This is a genomic window from Streptomyces sp. NPDC037410 (assembly GCF_055602235.1).
The window spans coordinates 24,004-43,542 of the sequence record NZ_JBVJWR010000029.1 but is presented as its reverse complement, the minus strand read 5'-3'; the positions used below and the strand labels follow the sequence as shown (position 1 = coordinate 43,542).

At 73.1% G+C, this 19,539-nt stretch carries 4 protein-coding genes; 1 reads left to right on the top strand and 3 read right to left on the bottom strand.

What is annotated here, in order from left to right; all coding sequences use genetic code 11:
• Positions 1-54 precede the first annotated feature (54 nt).
• Entirely contained in the window at positions 55-678 is a 624-nt protein-coding gene (locus tag ACZ7HT_RS33340) for a TetR/AcrR family transcriptional regulator (protein WP_471172884.1), read from the bottom strand.
• 67 nt (positions 679-745) lie between these two features.
• Here ACZ7HT_RS33340 and ACZ7HT_RS33335 point away from each other — a divergent pair, with 67 nt between their 5' ends.
• Positions 746-2,350, top strand: a complete 1,605-nt coding sequence (locus tag ACZ7HT_RS33335; RefSeq protein ID WP_471172882.1) for an FAD-binding oxidoreductase — start codon at positions 746-748, stop codon at positions 2,348-2,350.
• A 754-nt stretch (positions 2,351-3,104) separates the two neighbouring features.
• On the opposite strand, the gene ACZ7HT_RS33330 is transcribed toward ACZ7HT_RS33335, so the two are convergent.
• Together ACZ7HT_RS33330 and ACZ7HT_RS33325 are read right to left on the bottom strand one after the other, a co-directional pair.
• On the bottom strand, positions 3,105-12,527 hold the full coding sequence (locus ACZ7HT_RS33330) for a Tc toxin subunit A-related protein (RefSeq protein WP_471172880.1): 9,423 nt from the start codon (positions 12,525-12,527) through the stop codon (positions 3,105-3,107).
• Between the two features lie 4 nt (positions 12,528-12,531).
• A complete protein-coding gene (locus ACZ7HT_RS33325) occupies positions 12,532-19,392 on the bottom strand; it encodes a SpvB/TcaC N-terminal domain-containing protein (RefSeq protein WP_471172878.1) in 6,861 nt (2,286 codons plus the stop codon).
• Positions 19,393-19,539 lie beyond the last annotated feature (147 nt).

The following is a 19,539-nucleotide window of genomic DNA, read 5'->3' as shown; positions in this document are numbered from 1 at the left end:
AGGCGCGCGCCGCTCCGTGACCGGGCGCGACGATGCGGCGCGCCCGGGTCCGGGTCACGGGGCCCCGAGGGAGCGGGCGGCGGCGAAGAGCCGTTCGCAGCGTCGCGTCATGGCGTCGGGCGACTGGTCGGGGTGGCCGATCCACCAGCGGACGAGGGCCGTGCACAGGCCGCGCCACGTGTACGTGAGGGCGTCGGCGTCCAGCGGGTCGTCGGATCCCGTCGTGTGCAGGAGGCCTGCGGAGCCCGTCGCTGCGAGGTCGTCGACGGCTTCGCGGTAGTGCGCCGCGCGGTGGGCGGCGTCGCTGTCCGCCGGCAGCGTCGGGTCGTAGAGGACGAACCAGGCCTCGCGTTGCCCGTCCAGGGCGTGGAACAAGGCGTCCAGTACGCGCAGGGGGGTCGATGGCGCCCCGGCGGAGTGTTCGGCCATCGCGGAACGGACGGCCCTCAGCAGCCGTTCGCCGATGGGATCCAGGCAGGCGAGGTAGAGGTCCTGTTTCCCGCCGAAGTACTGGTGCAGCAGCGGTTTGGTGACGCCGACGCGCGCGGCGACGGCGGCCATGGTGGTGGCCTCGTAGCCGTTCCGGCCGAACTCCTCAGTGGCGGCGGCCAGGATCTGGCGTTCGCGTTCGGCCCTCGGGACACCCTTGGTACCCGCCTTGGCAGGAGGCGTTGTCATGCTCACCATCTTACCCTAGGGTAATTTACCGCTGGGTAAATTCACTGATCCCGCCGGGAGCATCCGTATGCCTGCCACCGCGACCGACCCCCGCACCGTCCGGCCCCGCTCCTGGTGGGGCTGGGGATACGCAGACGCGCACCCCGACGACGCCGAGTGCGAAGCGCTGGGCGCCCTGCTGCCGGGCACCCTGGCCGGCCCGCTGCCGCTGCCCCGCATCGCCGACCTCTCCATCGGCCGGCCGGGCGCGGCACCTCCGGCCTCCCTGGCGCACCTGGTCACGGCCGACCCCGAAGAGCGTGCCGCCCACGCCATGGGCAAGGCCTACCGCGACGTCATCCGAGCCCTGCGCGGCCGGCCCGGCCGCATTCCCGACCTGGTCGGCCGGCCGACCTGCGACCAGGACGTGGCCGACCTGCTCGACTGGGCAGGCGGGAACGCCGTGGCCGTCATCCCCTTCGGCGGCGGTTCCTCCGTGGTCGGCGGAGTGGAGTACCGCGGCGATGCCCACCGCGCCGTACTGTCACTCGACCTGACCGCCATGGACCGGGTCCTGGAGATCGACACCACCGGACGCTCCGCCCTGATCCAGGCCGGCGCCCTCGGACCCGTACTCGAAGATCAGCTCCGGCCGCACGGGCTGACCCTGCGCCACTTCCCGCAGAGCTTCGAGTTCTCCACCCTCGGCGGATGGCTCGCCACTCGGGCGGGCGGCCACTACGCCACCGTCCACACGCACATCGACGACTTCGTGCAGTCCCTGCGTGTGGTCACCCCCGCCGGCACCGGCACCTCGTGGCGGCTCCCCGCGTCCGGCGCGGGGCCGTCGCCCGACCGGCTGTTCCTCGGCTCCGAAGGCGCGCTCGGCGTCATCACCGAGGCATGGATGCGCCTGCAGGAACGCCCCCGGCACAAAGCCGCGGCATCCGTGGCCTTCGCCGACTTCCACCGCGCACTGGACGCCGTGCGGGACATCGCCCAGTCCGACCTCGCCCCTGCCAACTGCCGTCTGCTCGACCCCGGCGAGGCACTCCTGTCCGGTGCCTCGCACGACGGCACGGCGGTCCTCGTCCTGGGCTTCGAATCCGCCACCACCCCCGTGGACGACCGCCTCGCGACCGCCCTGGAGCTGGCCCGCGCGCACGGCGGCCGCGGCGAGGCGCCGACGGCCGACCGCGGCGCGGGAACCGACGCGGCCGTGGGCGCATGGCGCTCGGCGTTCCTCCGCATGCCCTACCTGCGTGACGGTCTGGCCCGGATGGGCGCGGTCGTCGAGACCTTCGAGACCGCCGCCACCTGGGACCGTATCCCCGCGTTGATCGACGCCGTACGCACCGAGGTCGGCGCCGCCGCCGTGAAGGCCACCGGGCATCAGGCGACCGTCAACTGCCGCCTGACGCACGTCTACCCCGACGGCGCCGCCCCCTACTTCACCGTGGCCGTGGCCGGCCGCCCCGGCGACGAGGTCCGGATCTGGGACGACATCAAGGCCGCGGCGACCGACGTCCTGCACCGCCACCGCGCCACCGTCACCCACCATCACGCGGTCGGCCGCGACCACCGCCCCGCCTACGACCACCAACGCCCGGAACCCTTCGCACTCGTGCTCCGAGCCGCCAAGAACGCGCTCGACCCGCACCACATCCTCAATCCGGGAGTCCTCGTCGACTGACGACGGTGCTCCTTCGTCGTCGGCTTCATCGTCGGCTCAGACCTCCGGGAACTCCCGGTCGAAACACGGACCTGGCCGCCGAACTCGGCCTCACCCCGGTCCCCGGCCACGTCGCCGAACCGGGCACCCTCGCCCGCGTCACCCCCGAAGGCACCTCCGCCGGGGATCCGCCCCACTGGTTCGGCGCCGGTGACGACGCCTGCCACCGCAAGGCGACCGCCGCCTTCGTGGCGCTCGCCGCGACCGCCGACCCCGCCGCCTCCTGGTCCCACCCCGCCGCCACGGCCCTCGACCGGATCTCCTTCGGCGACTGGCTGCGCGCCGAGGGCGCGCCCCCGGCCGTCGTACGCCTCTGGGGGATCGGTCAACTCGCCCTCGCCGACGGCTCGTACGAGCGCATCTCTCTCGTCGCCGCCCTGCGCAAGCACGCCGCCGTACCCGGCGACGGGCACTACGCGTACGACGCGTGGGAGGGCCTGCGGGTGGCCGAGGGCTCGGCCACGGTGGCCCTGCGCGTCCGCGCCCTCCGCACGGGCATCGTCTGGTCAACACCCACGGCACCACGGTCTCCGAGATGCCCCACGGCGGCGTCAAGCACTCCGGCTACGGCAGCGACCTGTCGCTGGCGGGCCTCCTGGACCACACCCACCCGAAGCACGTCATGCTGTGACCGGACGAAGGAGCGGCGCCGCGGTCACCGCTCGGTGAACAGCTCGCTCGTACGCGTCAGCTGCTGCCGGCTCCGCCGGATGCGTCACCGGTCCACCTTCGACACCGTGTACCGCACGACGAGCAGCAGGTCGACCACCGCGTCAGCGTTGAGGCCGGGCCCGTCACGGAGTTCGGGCGCGAGCGCGGCGATGCTGTCGGCCGGAACGGTCAGTTCCCACTCCTCTCCCGCCTCGGTGACCGGTCCACCCGCCCCGTCGACCGCCGCCCTGGCCTGGCCGCCGAGCGAGGGGTCGGCGGCGAGCCGGACGGCGGCGCTGTGGCCGGGCCGGGCGACGACCGTGCCGGTCAGCGGCTCGCGGTCGCCGTAGCAGTCCACGTACCGCCGTCGGCCGTCCGGCCGCAGCTCCCCGGAGAGGACGAGCACCAGCTCGGGCTGCGACACCGTGATCCGCTCGTCCCGGAACACGTACGGGAAGCGGTCCTTGGCGACCGTGAACCGGAGCGTGGCCGGCCGGTCGGGCTGCGGGGCCAGGAAGCGGGCCCAGTGGTCACCGAACTCGCGACGCGCGCTGAACACCCGGTAGAGGGAGCTCGCGCCGTCCCCGCGCGCCCATTCCGTGAGCGCCTTCCGCAACTCCGCCACCGCGCGCTCGGCGAGGGCGCTGCCGCCGTCGCGTGCCGTGTAGCGCAGGTGGAGGACGACGTCGCTGATCGACTCGTAGTCGAACTGCCGGAACTCCTCGGGCAGCGAGAGCCGCCACTGGCCGACGGCTCCGGCGCCCTCGAACGGCAGGAACCGCTCGTCGCGGAGGCTGGTCTCGAACAGTCCGGTGTCGTCCTGACCCGTGCTGGTCACGATGGACTGGCCGGCGCCGGTGCTGTCGCGGAAGCGGGTGTCGGAGCGCTGCCGGGCGTACTTCCCTTCGGTCAGGCGTGGATCGACCCGTACGGTGCTGTCGAGCAGGGTCGCGGTCAGGTTCACGGAGGTGTACGGGCCGGCGACGCACGGCACGGTCAGGGCCAGGCTCTTGATCCGGCGCAGGTAGTGGCCGGGGGTGTCCAGGTCGAACAGCGCCTCCGGCAGCGAGACGTACGCGGTGCCGGTCTCCTTCAGCCGGAGCAGCGCGACCGGGTCGATCTGGGCGAGCGAGATCCGCTTCGTCAGCTCGAACTCGCGGGCGTTGGCCTCGTGGTAGGCGGCGTCGAGCCTGCCGAGATCCACGCTCAGGCGTTCGCCGGCGAGCAGCCCCTTGTGGAGGGTGTCCCAGTAGCCGAAGCGGATGTAGTCGGACTCCTCGACGCCGAGCTCGTGGCGGAAGGCGTGCTCGGCACGCTTGGCGAGGTCGTACGCCAGTTGGTAGACCTGGAAGTAGCTGGTGGCCAGGCCGCCGGCCATCCAGTCGTAGAGCTCCTCGCTCGTGTACTTCTCGTACAGGAAGGCGTCCGCCTCGCGGGCGTTGGCGATCTGGAGGTCGTGGTTCTCCACCTCTGTCTGCGCCACCTTCAGCCGGATCTCGGCCGCGAGGATCTGCCGGTCGTACTGCTGCTGCTCGACCCCGCCCTGGGCGGCCTGGAAGTTCCAGTCGTCCTGGCGCCGGTCGTAGCCGGCCATGGTGGCGGCCAGTGCTCCGGCGCTGTTCAGGGTGTTGGCGACCTTCTCCAGCGATCCGGAGAGCCCGTGCAGGGCCTGGCTGAGGTTCTGGCCGCCGAAGGTGAGGCCCATGGTGGTGGGGGTGCCGGTCTTGACGTCGGGGATCAGGCCCATGGCACTGGCCGTCATGTCCACGCCCGCGGCGACGGCCTGGTGGACGATGGCCGCCGCCGAGAGCACGGTGTGCGCGATCTCCCCTGTGTTCATGTAGGCCCGGCCCGCGTAGTACTCCACCTTGCCGTCGGCGGCCTCCCGCTGCTTGCGCACGGCCTGGAGGCTCGCGTCGGCCTCCAGGACCTGCTGTTCGCGGACCGCACGCGCCGCCTTGAGGACCGCCGTCTCGTGGTGCGAGCGGAGGCGGGCCAGCGCCTCGGCGTCGCGCTTCTCCAGGGCGGAGAGCAGAGCGGCCCCGAACGCCTTGACCTCGCCCACGAGTTCCTTCGCCTTGGCGACCATGGTGGCGAAGCGGTACGGGGGCACGGGCGCGCTGATGTCGTCCAGGACGCTCTCGACGCTGAGCCCGGCGGCCACGGCCCGGGCGAGGAGCGCGGGGTCGATGGCCGCGCCGAAGAGCGCGGTGCGACGCTGGACGCCGGAGATGTTCTGGCCGGCGCGGATCTTGGCCAGCCGGTCGGCGACGGTGTCCCAGTAGCCGAGGAGCTTGTCGTTGCGCGGGACCACGAAGGTGTCGAGCCAGTTGAGGCCGAGGCCGGGCGCGATCCGCGGGGCGGCCGCGACCGGGCCGGCCCGCACAGGTCCGGCCGGCACTAGATGCTCGGCCCGGGTGACGGCGGAGACCAGTCCCTCCGAACCCTGCACCACCTGGCGGTAGTTCTTGGGCGCCGGCACGGTCCGCCCGGTCACCTCGTCGGGCCGCCGACCGAGGAGCTGGGAGGCGAGGACGTAGAGCTGGGTAGCCTGGTTGACGGCCTCCATGGTGTCCTGCCGGAACAGCTGGTCGCCCCAGGCGATGAGGTTGTCGAGGTACTTCATGACCACCGCCTTCTGGTAGGCGGTGGTGCGCAGCCGGGCGACGACATCGGGCTCGAACGGGTGCGTCAGCCACTGGTGGACCTCGGCGGTGTCGTGCCAGCCGCCCTCGGCCAGCCGGCGCAGGATCACCTCGATCCGCTCCTTGGTGTAGTCCTGGGTGAGATGGAACGGCTGGGTCCGCCAGTAGCGCTGCGGTTCCGGCAGATCGTCGCGGTCGGTGGGGTCGAAGATCCGGTGCAGCCACTGCTGGGCCTGAGCGAAGCGCTGGTTGGTGGAGAGCCGGGCGGCGCCGAGCAGCGGGACGTGGAAGAACAGCTCCCAGTTGTAGTCGGAGTAGGGCCCTGACCGGTCGAAGTCGAGGGTCTCCTTGGGGAGGTCGCCGTGGACGACGTCCATGTTGGGCTCGTACCAGAAGTTGAAGTCGAACGGCGCGCCGAACGTCTCGGGGTGGAGCTGGATGTCGCGGTCGTACAGCCCGTCCATGCCGTCCTGGGACAGGCGGGTGGCCAGGGTCTGCGTGTACGGGTGGTACAGGGGGAGGATCTGCACGTGTGAGGTGCCGTCGTCCTGCGGCACCAGCAGGAAGGCCCGCTTCTCGTCGGTGAAGGTCTGGTAGAAGCGGGTGGGCATGTCGGTGGGGTTGTGCGAGCAGAGCAGTCGGGGCAGCCCGGCGCTCGGGGAGCGCCCCAGCAGTTGGAGATGCGGGCGGAGCCAAGGGTTCTGGACGTCGAACATGAAGTAGGGCCCGTACTCCCCAACGGGCGTCCGGAACTCTCCGTAGTACGGCCGGGTACGGGGCGGAGTCGGCAACGTTCCGTAGCGCGAGCCTTCTTCGACGAAGACTCCGAAACTCATGCCGCCCAGACGCGGGGTGAGGTAGTAGCTGCCGCCGATGTGGGTGAAGCCGGTGGGGCCCTGCCTGTGGCCGAAGAGGAACTCGACCTTGAGCTCGTCGGGGGAGTCGTCTCCGAGCGGATACGTGGCGAGCGCGTAGAGCTCGGGATCGAGCACCCCGTCGACGGGGTACATGTCGCTGTTCCTCGCGTACAAAATGTCCTTGGCGACGGTCTTGTGCTGCCACTTGCCGCCCGCGTACTGGCTCCAGTTCAGCTTGAACTCAAGGTGCTTGCGCGGTTCCTCCAGCGCATGGTCGGGCTGCGGCATCTTGAGCTGCTGCTGCTCGGCCACCAGCTCGTGCGTCGCCCAGAACAGGAACAGCCGGTCGTTCCACAGCGCCGGGACCACCGGGTCTCCGTCGACGTCGAGCTCGATGCGCTCCCACGGGGTCCAGTACCGGCCGTCGACCCGCTTGCGGTAGTAGTGCTCGCGGGGCGTGGACTCGCTGCGGCCCACCAGATGGAGGTCCCCGTCTCCCGGTGTGTTCTGGTGGCACAGGCCGGCGGGCCGCAGCCGGGCGACCTTGTCCAGGCTCTCCAGGTATCCCTTGACGGCGTCCTCGATGGACGCGGAGGTCACCTCGCGCTGCATGATCGCGTTCTCGAAGTCGGCGAAGAACGGCGTCTTGTCCGTGCGCAGTTCGGGCTCGAAGTAGTTTTCGGGGTACAGGAAGACCTTCTGGTTGGCCTCCCAGAGCCGGTACTGCTTCATCCACTCCCACTGGGCCCACAGGCCGTCGCCGTGCCAGGTGTACACCTGCTCCAGATTGAGCTGGATCCGCTGGACGAACAGCTGCACGGTGTAGATGGCCTGGGCGAGCCGGGTGGTGAGCTGCGTCGGGCCCATCTCCACGTCCAGCAGGAAGTGGTCGTGCAGGTCGTTCGCGTCGCGCCACCGAGGCCGGCCGTCCCCGTCAAGCAGTGGGTGGGCGACCAGGTACGACACGAGCGCGGCCCCCTGCCGCTCGCGCAGGGCGTCGCGCAGCGGCGTGGCGGCGGCCGTCCAGTCGCGGGGCGAGTGCCGGGACTTGGCCGTCAGCCATGCGGCCTCCGCGGCCTCGGCCGTGAGCTCGGGTCGCTGCCATGGTCGCGCCCGTTCCGCGGCCACGCCGAGGCGCCGCAGCAGTCCGATCCCGGCCTGTACGGCACGCAGCGCGGGGACGCCGCCGTACTGGGTCGCTGTCGTGATCCCGTGGTCGCGGGCCACGGCCGTGATGTCCGAGGCGTTCCAGCCGGTGCGGCGGGCGAGTTCGGCGGCGGCGTCGCGTTCCTGGGCGCCGGGGGTACGGGCCACGTCGAAGACGGCGCGCAGGGTGGGTACGCCGCCGCGGATCGCCGACCGCAGCCGGCCCAGTTCGAGCAGGATCCGCAGCGGGCCGACAGGGGCGGCGGGCAGGGGTGCGAGGGGCAGCGTGTTGAGGTCGAGCCAGCCGCCCTGGGCCGCGTACCCGAAGACGTACGGGATCTCCTCGGCGGTCACCCGCAGCCGGCCGAGTACGAGCGCCACCCGGTACAGGAAGGCCAGTGTCCGGAACTGCCGGTCGAAGGCCGTCCGGGTCACCGAGACACCGGGGTCGCTGTCGGTGAACTCCGGTGCCAGGAACTCCTGGAGGGCCGGCGGCCGGCCGGCCGGGCGCAGCCAGGTGCGCAGCAGGACGTCGGCGCTCGCGGTGTCCAGGCCGGTGGCCTGACCGAGTTGCTGGACGGCGGCCGTCTCGCTCAGGGTCCGCCGGAGGTAGGGGGCGAGGCGCTCCAGGACGAGGTGGAAGCGGTCCGCCGGGGTGATGTCCGAGCCGTCGAAGAGGGTGTCGGCGGCCTGGGCGTCGAGGAACGCGTTGCCGTCCGCGGGCGGTTCGTTCTGGGCGGTCCGGAGGTCGTTGACCGCGCGCACGATCGCCGGGGGCGTCCCCGGGCGCGGGTCGGTGGGGGTGAGGAGCGCGATCTCGGGCTCGGTGAGGTAGCCGCGGCAGCGCAGGGCGCCCAGGCTCGGGTCGTGGAAGACCTTGGCCGTGAGGGTCGGGGGGATGCGGTATCCGGCGGGGAGAGCCTCCAGGCGCGCCGCGAAGACGGGGATGCGCAGGAGCTTCATGCGGTCGCGGACGAAGGCGCGGGGTGCGTCGTGCAGGGCGGCCACCGCGGTCTTGAAGGCTGCGTCGCCGCTCAGCGCGAGGAGGCGGTCGAGCTGGGCCTTCGTCATGGGGCCGCCGAAGGTCAGCAGCCCGTCCTGTGGACGCTCGCCCGGCTCGTGGCGCAGCGGCAGGTCGGGAGGCAGGACCAGGCCGGTGGGCAGGGCGGCAAGCGGTGTGGTGTAGGTGACGGTGCCGAGCAGGGTGGCGACGGCCTGCTGGGTGAGGGCGGTGTCCCAGCCGAGCAGGGCGAGGTTCTTGCGGGTCAGTTCGCCCTTGTCGTCCGTGGTGCGGGCGGTCTGCTGGTGGATCGTCTGGACGGCGGCGCGCAGCGTGGTGAGGGTGGCGGCGAGCGCCTCGTCCCGGGGCACGGGGCTCTGCCCGCCGGGGCCGGGCGGTGCCGCGAGGAGCAGGGCGTCGAGTTCGGCGACGCCGAGTCCGGCTTCGGCGAGCAGCCCCGCGAGGTCGAGGAACTCCTCGGTCCGCGCGATCCCGAGGTCGACGGGCTGCGGGGGCGCGTCGGCCGCGGCGGGGCCGAGGTCCTCGAAGGCCAGGGGCGCACCCGCGCCGAGTTCGGTCTCGCCCGGAGTGTGCGCGGGGCGGGCGGGCAGGCGGACGGGTGCGCCGCCGGCCAGTTCGGTCTCGCCGTCGGCGGCCCGGTCCCCGGCCCCGGTCGGGGGAGTGGCCCAGAGGAACGGCGGGCAGTAGTGGGCGAGCCGCAGGGTGTCGGGCACGCTCAGCGCGACGGCCCGGGCGAGCGTGACCCAGGCGACGAGCTTGGTGAGCGCGAGGAGGTCGAGCCGGTCGCCGATGACGGCGTCGGGGCCGGTGGTGAGTGCGGTGAGTTCGTCGTCGGTGACGCGCAGGACGGCCAGGAGGGCGGCCGCGACGGCGGGCCGTCCGGTGAGTGGCCCGACCTCCTGGAGTTCCGTGCGGTCCGGGGTGAGCTGGAAGGGGTGAGCCTCGCCGGGCGGGACGGTGACGGCGGCCGGGTCGAGGAACAGCCGGTCGTAGAGCGGCGGCCGGGCGGCCCCCGGGTGCTGGTGGGTGTCGAGCGGCTGGGTGAAGGCGAGGACCTGGTCGACGTCGAGACCGAGGCGGGCGGCGAGCCCCCGGGCGGCGGCGATGCAGCGCAGGGCGGCCGTGTCCAGACGTCCGCCGGAGCCGCTGCCGGCGATGAGCCGGTCGGTCTCCTCGTCGGAGAGGCCGAGCGCCCGGCGCAGCCGGACGAAGCGGTGGAACCGGTCGAGGAAGACGGCGTCGACCCCGGTCAGGTACATGGCGGTGGTCGTGTAGGGGAACTTGGGGTCGTCGGGCTGGATGGTGACGGTGCCGGCCGGGTTGACGAAGCGGGTCCGCAGGGCGAGGTCGAGCTCCGCGTAGCGCAGCTGCCCGGTGTCCAGGAGGGCGCGCACCCGGGTCATCTTGGTGACCAGTTCGGCGGGGGTCTGGTCGGCGGGCCGCCCGTAGAACTCGGCGAGGGTACGGGCCGGGGTGAGCACCTCGCCGGCGATGATCCGGTGCTGCGCCCGGCTGAGGCCGAGCCGCTCGGCGGTGCGGGCGGCACTGGCCTCCTCGGGGCTCGCGCCGGATACGCCGAGGGTGGTGAGGAGCGCGTCCCTGGTCACGCCGAGGTGCCCGAGGCAGGCGCCGGTCTGCGCGTGCCAGAGGTCGAAGGGCTGGTCCCAGGGGTACACGGCCGTGCGCAGCTTGTCGTACGCGCCGGGGTTGACGTGCTGGGGGCGGACCCGGAGTTCGGCGGCGTCGCCCGTGCTCTGGCGCCGCTCCGCGAGGACGGCGGTGTCGGGTGCCACGGCCGATTCGAGGAGTTCGTTGACCAGGTCCACATAGGGCAGGGCCAGTTCGGTGTTGTCCTTGCCCAGGTGGAGTTCCCACAGATCGGGACGGCGGGCGAAGAGGACGTCGGCGACGGGCCCGTCGCCGGACGTGGTGGGCGGAGGCGTGCCGTAGTTCTCCCCGAGCCGGCGCAGGTAGTACAGGAGGTCCACCAGATAGGCGGGCTGGCCGTAGAAGGTCTGCCACTCCTCGACCGCAGGGTAGTCGGCCGAACCGAACAGCTCCTCCCAGTCGGGGATGCGCGGGTCCCCGTCGACGGCGGCGGGCAGCCACGGTACGTCGAAGTGCCCGGCGGTCCTCAGGTCGGCCACGAGGTTGAGGGCGGCGGCATGCACCTGGGTGGCCCGTTCGTGGAGGAGGTGCGCCTCCTCCTCGCCGACGTGGCCGGCGATCCGGCGGGCGAAGCCGGCCCGGTCGATCCGGGCGATGGCCTGGGCCGAGTCGAATCCGCTGTCGCGCAGTGCCCGCAGGGTCTCGAAGCGTGGCGCGATCTTGAACAGGCGCTGTACGGGGCGCAGTTCGCTGCGGGCCTCGGCGTCCGGGACGGTCGCACGGTTGACCGGGGTGCCGACGATGTCGAAATCGGGGTGGGCGGCGAGGAAGCGGGCGGCCGGGGCGTTCCTGTGTTCCGGCAGCGCGGCCAGCTTGTGCGCCACGTAGGCCGTGGGGTGGGCGGCGGCGACGGCGGCGCGGACCGATTCGGCGTACTCCTCGGCCGTACGCCCCTCCGGCGGCCCGCCGGCCTCGCCGACCAGGTCCGTCCATTGCTCGTCCAGGGTGACCAGATCGCGGAGTGCGGAGAGTTCGCCGGAATCGAAGCGGTTCAGGACGACGGCGACCAGATCGGGGTGTTGGGCGGTGGCCGCGGCCAGGCCGAGGGCGAGCCGCAGCCGGTCGGTGTGGGGAGCGGTGTCCGGGTCGGCTGCGACCTCTGTGTGCCAGGTGTCCTCGTCCGTACGGTCGAGGTAGGCGTTGTAGAGACGTTCGCGGGCGGGGGCGTCGGTGACGGCGACGGCGAAGATCCGGGCCAGCGGGGTCGTGGCGGCGGTGCCGCCCGGGGGAGCCGCGGAAGGAGCGGCATCGCGCTCGGCGGCGGAGTCGAGTTGGCGCGAACGCAGGGCGGTGAGGAAGTCGTCGGTGTGCCCGGAGAGGTCTTGATGGGGCACCGTCGCCGACGGGTACGCGGCGCGCGACCGGGCAGAGCCGTCGCGCCCGCCGACGGAGCGGCCTCCGCCGAAGTGGCCGTCGACGGAGGGGCCTCCGCTGGAGTGCCCGTCGCCGAAGTGGCCGTCGGCCGAGCGCCCGCCGTCGGAGCGCCTGCCGCCGGAGTGGCCGTCGACAGAACGCCCGTCGTCGGCGTGTCCATCGGTGACGTGCCCTTCCACGGGCGTGCCGAGAGCCCGCCGTACGTCCCGCGCCCGCAGCTGCGCCAGGGCGCCCAGGTCGTCCGGACAGCCGTATCGCAGCAAGGCGTAGAAGACCTCGGCGGGCTGGCCGGTGGCCGCCGCGTGCCGGGCGGCGGCGGCCAGCCACGCGACCCGTTTCCGCTCCTGTCCGGTGACGCGGGCCAGGAAGTCCATCTGCTCGTCGGTGAGTTCCGCCGGGTCGGCGCCGTCGAGCAGCGGCGTCAGATCGGCGAGCAGCCGCTCGTACCCGGTACGCCGGTCCTGCGGGAGGGTGATGTCGAGCGGGGCGTCTGGCCGCCCGTCGAGCGGTCGCACCGCCCGGGCCGACGTGCCGTCGAGACTGACCTCGACCAGCAGGTCCACCGGCCCCGCCGGACGCGTGAATTCGACGAAGTAGCCGCCGTCGCCGTCGGTGCGGGTCGCGCACACCGGTTCGGTGGCGCGCAGCCGTCGGGCGCTGACGGCGACGGTCGCACCGGCGCCGGGCGCGCCGTCGGCCCGCAGGACGCGCCCGCGCAGTCTGCGGAGACCGGCGGCGGGCGCGGGGGCGGCGGGGCTCGGGAGCTCGCTGGTCATTTCCTCACCATCCGAAGAACTTGTTGACAGCGATCACGTGATTGCGGAAGCCTTCCGACTTGGCGAGGAGCGGTACGCCTACGTGGTCGACGAGCTTGCCGACCGCGAAGTCCAAGGCGGACGTGGCGGCGCCGACGACGCCCGGCACGGCGGAGAGCACGTTGACCGCGGCATGCGTGTAGTCCCCCTGTTTGAGGTCCTCGCGAATGCCGTGGATGGCGATCGCGGCACCGAGGAGCGGTGCGATGCGGACGGCGCCCTTGGCGTTCTTGGCCAAGGACTCAGCGGCGCCGGAGTACTTCCCGGCGACCTTCGCGACGTGTCCCGCGCCGGTCTTGGCCGCCGTGAAGAAGGAATGGGCCGCCGCGCGGAGTGCTCCGGCACCCTTGGCCACCCCTCGCGCCGCGGCCTGTCCCCGTTGTCCCAGTTTGATCACCCCGCGGCCGGGGCCGTACAGACCGTCTTTGCCGGCGGCCCGCGCGGCCGCTTCCACAGGGTTGGCAACGCCCTGGGCGGCTGCTCCGTCCGCCGCGTGGAGGATCGAGTGGGTGGTGCCCGCGACGCCGGCCTGGCCACGGGCCAGCGCCAGATTGGCCGCGTCGAGGGCCTTCGAAGGAACCTTCGCGAGCTTGTCGAACACGTGGTGGATCTGGATGCCCTTCTCCAGCCCCGTCACAGAGCGGAAGCGCGCGCCGACCGCTTCGAACGTCTTCCTGGCGTGGTTGATCGCCGTGCCCTTGGCCCTGTTGGAGCCCGGACCGCCGCGCATCTCCGTCAGCCACTGCACCTCGTCCTGGAAGCGCTGGAGGTTCGCCTTGAGGTCCTTGCCTCCGTACCGGGCGGACAGCACGTGCTGGACGGACTCCTCCCACGCCTTCGCCACCTTCCCGCCGAGCACCCCTTCGTGCGTGACGGCCGGCAGCGTCGACTCCAGGCCGTCGGGGTCGTGCAGGGTGACGGGGTTGCCGCGGGCGTAGGCGTACAGGTTGGGTCCGTCGGCGCCGGGGCCCGCCGGGTCGGGGCTGGTCCAGCGCGCGAGCCAAGGCGCGTAGAAGCGGGCTCCGTGGTGGCTGAAGCCGGTCTCGGCGTCGCTCTCCCGGCCGGTGAAGCGGTAGCGCTTGGCGCTCGCGCGGGCCGCACCGGCCGCCGACCGGAAGGAGGTGGTGCCGTACGGGTGGTACTCCTCGTACGACAGCGGACGGCCTTCCTCGTCGAGTTCGACGGTCGCGCTGCCGAGCAGGTCGGTGAGCTGGTGGCGCAGGAGCGTGCCGTCCTCGGTGCCGCCGCCGGTGGTGGTCTCGGCGAGGGCGATCCGGCCGTGCTCGTCCTCGGCGTGCACGGTGGTCCGGGTCAGGGGCCCGGTGGCGGCGCCCTGTCTCACGTACCGCTCCCAGGTGCCGCAGTAGATGCGGGTCTCGGTGCGGGTGCCGGTGCCGACGGTGGCACGGACCCGGTTTCCGTGCTCGTCGTACTGGTAGTGGGCGGTGCCTCCGCCGCCGAGTTCGGCGCGTACGAGCCGGTCGTCGGCGTCCCAGGCGAGGGCGGGCAGGTGGGGCATGGAGGTGACGCAGCCCTCGTCGTCGTAGGTGTAGCGCGCCGAGTGGGTGCCCGCCGGATCGCCGGGGAGGCTGGAGCCGAGCAGCCGGTCGGAGTCGGCCGCGATCTCGTGCCGTCGGGTCCAGCTGCCGTCGGGCCCCGCTGTGTGGGTGAGGACGAGGAGGTTGCCGGAGGGGTCGTAGCCGTAGGACTCGGCGTAACGGCGCATCGCGGTCGCGTCGTTGGCGTGGGGCAGCTGGTGCACCGCCGGTCCGCCGGGCTCGGGCATGCCGGGCGCGGTCTGTCCGACGTGCTCCCGGCCGGTGGCGGCGACCAGGCGGTATGCCGCGTCGTAGCCGTACTCGCGGGAGGCGGGCACCACGGCGTTGGCGAAGAACAGGGTGTCCTGGGCCCGGTCCGCGGTGGCCGTGACGTTGCCCACCGGGTCGTAGGTGTACTCGAGAAGCTGGAGCGGTTCGCCGGTCGCGGAGCGGGTGGTCACGGTGGACAGCCGGAAGGTGTCCGGCTCGTAGGTGGTGAGGGTCCGGGCGCCGCAGCCGCGTTCGAGCAGGGTGCGGCGCCCGTGTTCGTCGTAGTCGATGTCGCGGACGAGGAAACGGCGTTCCTCGCCGGGGCTCTCCAGTTCCAGCGTCTCGGGCAGCCCGGCCTCGTTGTACGAGGTCGACAGCCGGCTGCCGTCGGGATGGGTGACCAGGGTCGGCCGGTCCAGTGCGTCGTACGCGGTGCGGGTGCGGTGTTCCTCGTCCTCCAGGAGTGCGGCGGCGGCCCGCAGGGCCTCGTCCGGGTCGGTGAGGCCGGCGAACGCCGACCAGTCGGGCTCGCCGCGTGGGTCCCGGGCGAACCGGCGGACGGTCTCCAGGACATTGCCCTTGAAGTCGACCTCCGTGGTGCGGGTGGCGCCCGCGCCGTCGAGGACCAGGCAGGCCCGGCCGCGCAGGTTGCCCGCTTCGGGCCGCCCGAGGGACTCACCGTAGAACCAGCGGGTGCGCAGTCGCTCGCCGCCACCGGGGTCGGTGGCGTAGGCGTGGGTGGGGCGGCCGGGACCGTCGTGGAGGGTGCGGAAGGAGGTGCCCCGGCCGTCCCAGGCACGCGCCGGGCGGCCCGCGGCGTCGTGCAGGGTCCACCGCCGGCCGGCGCCCGCCGTGCGGACGTGGGCGGGCCGGCCGAGCATGTCGAAGTGCTGCTCGCGCACGCGGATCCCGCGGGCGTCGAACGTCTCCGTCTCGTGGCCCTGGACGTCGAGCTCGACGCGGCTGACCAGGGTCTGCCCGCCGCCGAGGTCCACGATGGTGACCCGAGGGCGGCCGAGCGCGTCGAGCAGGACACGGGTGGGGGTGCCCGCATGGGCGTCGGCGAGGACGGCGGCCCGGTGCCGGGCGTCCGTGGCGGGCAGGGCGAGGCGTTCGTGCTGCCAGCGGCTGCCGCGGACCGTGTCGTTGCGGTCCCAGTCCGCGCGCTCCCAGGCTCCGGTGACGGTCCGTTCCTCGGTGCCGTCGGGGTACTCGGTCCGCTCGGGTCTGCCGAGCGGGTCGTAGTGCAGGACGGGCGTCACGCCGCGCTCGACCATCTCGGGCTCGCTGTCGTAGCCGGGGTCGGGGGCGAAGTACGGCTCGTACCGCTTCACGGGGTTCCCGCGGGCGTCGTACACGGTGCGGCCGGTGCCGACCCAGCGGGGCCGGCCCGACACCGCCTCGGCCTTCGCCTTGACGAGGGCGGTGCGGCCGGTGCCGTCGGCGTAGGTCCAGGACTCCTGGTACGGGCTGTCGGTGGTGCCGTGGAGCTCCCTGGCCAGTTGCCGGAAGCGGGCGGGGACCGTGTCCAGGGCGTACTCGAGGCGCGTGGTCGGGTCGTCCGCGCGGGACGGTTCCGCCCGGGTCAGGTCGAGGCGGTCGCCCTCCGCCCGGTCGGGCGCGCCGAGGACGGCGGTGGCGACGACGAAGCCGAGGGGGTCGAAGCGGACCCCGAAGCGGTTGCCGTTGGGGTCGGTGAGCAGCCAGGGACGGCACACCCGGTAGTTCAGGGCAGCGCGGGTGCGGTTGCCGGCGGGATCGGTGAGTTCGGTGGCCTGCAGGAGGTGGGGGTCGTACCCGATGGTCCACCGGGCTCCGAACGGGTCGACCTGAGCGACGGGCAGGTAGCCGCGGTCCGGGTCGTGGATCTGTCGCGGGGCGGGCGCCCACCACAGTCCTTCGCGCCGTACGTATCCGGCCTCGGCCACGTCGGTGTCGGTGACGCGGTCCCCGTAGAGCTCCCGGACCTGGCCGTCGGCGTACGCCTGCCGGTACACGCCCCAGGGCAGCGCCCGCAGTCCGGTCGCACCGGACGGCAGTTCCTCCGTCAGGTCGTTCGAGCAGTAGGTGTACCGGGTGCGGGCGATCAGCCGGCGCTGCGGCCCGGCCCCGGAGAGGGGGACGTGGTACGGGACTTCGTTCCCCGCGGCAGCGGCGAGGAGGTCCCTCAGGGCACCGGCCGTGAGGAGGCCGGGCTGCGCCGGCGGTTCGGCGCCGCCGATCTCGTAGGCGGAGTCCTCGACCCGGGTGCCGATCCGCCAGGGGCCTTCGACCCCGGTGTCGTGCGCGGGCAGGTGCTCGTCGACGGTCAGCCACAGCCGTTCCTGTTCGGGGCAGGCCGGGGTGGCGCGAGGGTACGCGACCCGGGCCGAGTGCAGGACGGTGCCGAAGTCATCGAATTCCAGGGTCAGTTCATGGCTGGTCCGCGCGTCTCCGGCCTCGCGCTCGGTGTGCACGGTGACCGTCTCGCCGGGGACGGCGAGGACCACGCAGTGCGGTCCTTCGTGCTGTGGCTGGAGCACCCGCAGCAGGTGGTTGGTCTCGGTGACGGCGTACGGCGTGCCGAGGGCGCCGTCGCGGTCCTCGGCGAAGACCTCCTCACGCAGCGGGTTGCCGCGCAGGGCCCGGACCGCCTGGCGGGCCTCCTCGGGCGCGAGTCCGGGCGGCAGGACGGTGTCGGGGAGCAGCGTGCCGGGCTCGGGCCGCTGTGGGTCGGGCCGCCAGTACTCGTGGGCGAGGCGGGTCGAGACGCGCTCGTCGGTCCAGCCGGTGTGCTGCCAGCGCCGGGTGACGGCGGGGGGTTCGTACGCCCGGTCGTCGCCCGTCGGGTAGGAGAGCGCGTCGCGGTGCTCGACGTAGCCGAAGCCGCGGAACTCGCGCTCCGTGCCGTCGTAGTGGCCGTGCCGGTAGCGATAGGAGGACACCTGGACGGTGCCCGCGACCTGGTCCTCGGTGTGCACCTCGGCGACGACCTGGACGGGGAACGGGAGACGGGTCAGCCAGGGCAGGCCGGCGGCCTGGTCGGCGAGCCGTTGGGAGGTGGACGACGAGTAGCGCAGGGTGGTGCGCAGCCCCATGCCGTTGTCGACGGTGTGCAGCAGACGGGGCTTTCCGCCCGCCATCAGGTCGATGTAGCGGATCTGCGGCTCGGGGTCGGGGCGGGGATCGGTGAGGACGAGGCAGGCGGTGCCGTGGCCGAGGAGGTCGGTGACGGCGACCGCTGACGGCGCGGGGGCCTCGACGGACAGCGTCTCGGGCGGGCTCCAGGAGTTGCCGGACTGGTTGAACCAGACGCGGACCCGGTCCGGGCCGGCGTAGACCAGGTCGGCGGGTGCGGAGCCGTCGATGTCGGCGAGGTGGACGCGACGCGGGTCGAAGCGGTCGGGGTGGTCGAAGTGAGGCGCGCCCGCCATGGTGACCTTGGGGCCGAAGCGGCCGTGGCCGAGGCTGGGCCAGTACACGGTCTCGCCGTTGCGGATCCTGACGAGGTCGGTGAGGCCGTCACCGGTCATGTCGGCCAGGTGGACGCTCTGTTCGGGGTCGGCGAGGAGGAGCCGGGGGCCGTGCTCCTCGGTGCGGGCGGTCGGGACGGAGAGGCCGTCGCCGAAGCCGTCGGCGCCTAGGGAGGGATGCCAGGTGAAGCCCTCGTCGCCGGCCAGGAGGACGTCGGCGAGTCCGTCGCCGGTGAGGTCGACGAGCTGGACGCCGGGCGCGTTCCAGTCCAGGACGGGGAGCCGGACGAAGGGGGTGAAAGGGGCCCAGCCGTCGTCCGTACGCCGATGGTGGCCGGGGACCGGTCCGGCGAGCTCGGCCAGGGAGAGCCGCCCGTCGCCGGCGAGGTCGAGGAGCCGACGGCCGCGGGCCAGTCCGCCGCCGGAGGGCAGCGGGTCGACCGGGGCCGGTCCGGCGAGCAGTCCGTCGCCCTGGTTCCGCCGGTAGTACCAGGCTCCTCCGGTCTCGGTGAGGAGCCCGGCGATGCCGTCGCCGTCGAGGTCGGTCCACCGGCTGCCCGGCCCCATGACGGGCAGCGGGTCGCCGGAAGCCGCGCGCAGCGGGCGCGTCTCGGACGTGACGGTGCGTTCGGTGTAGGTGAAGGTGAGCGCGGGCAGTTCGGCGCGGACCGGCCCGTCGGAGGTGGGGGAGTGTCCGCGATGGGTGAGCGTGGTCAGTTCGGTGGCGACGGGGTCGGCCCGGTGTCCGAGGCGGGTGGAGGAGACGAGGACGGGATCCGGTCCGAGTTCGGGGAAGCGGTGGAACATCAGGACACGGCGGCACAGCCGGGCGGTGCGCACTTCGAAGCCGGGGCGGCGGGTGGAGAAGGGGTCGGCCCGCTCCGTCCACGGCCGGTCCTCCTCGGGCGTCGGCGCGGTGTCGTCGTGCTCCCCGTAGTCGAGGACGACCTCGAAGCAGAAACCGTCGCCCGATCCGGGCCGGGGGTTGCCGTACTGGATCCGTTTGAGCAGCCGGTCGGCGGTGACGGGGCCGTCCTCCGCCTTGTAGGTGTAGCGCGCCAGGTTGCCGTGGTCGTCGGCGGTCTCCTCCAGGAGCCAGCGGAAGACACGGGAGGGGTCGGCCGGGTCGGCGATGCGGGCGGCCGGGCCGCGGCCGAAGACACTGGTGACGTTCTCACGGGAGGTGACCCGCCAGTGGGTGTCGCCGGTCGCGCGCTCTCGCCAGCGCTCGATCCGCGCGAACAGCCCCTCCGTGCGCGGCCGGTAGCGGGTGACCTCGTACGGCCCCTCCGTGCGTGCCGGCGGGGACACGACGGGGACGAGATCCTCGGCGCCGGACAGCTGGAACACGTCGCCGTCCAGATATCGGGGCAGCCCCTTGTCGGTGGTCCGGGAGACCGACGGCACGTCGAGCGACCAGCCGAGCCCGAAGGGCCCGTTGCCGGATCCGGAGTCGTACGCCAGCGTCAGCTTCGGCTCGGAGCCGCCACGGGCCGGGGTGAGGGCGAGCGGCACCCCGAGCGACGCCGTGCCGGTCACCGGCCCGGTGGTGAACTTCTCCCCCATACTGCGGATCGCGCCGCCGGCCTTGGGGAGCGAGAGGCCAGGAGGGGCCGGAACGGCGGAGGAGAAAGGAGAGGGGGCAAGAGAAGAAGGAGACGGGGAATCGGACGGACCGGGGACACGCGGGTCGGCGGGCACGCCTCTATCCTG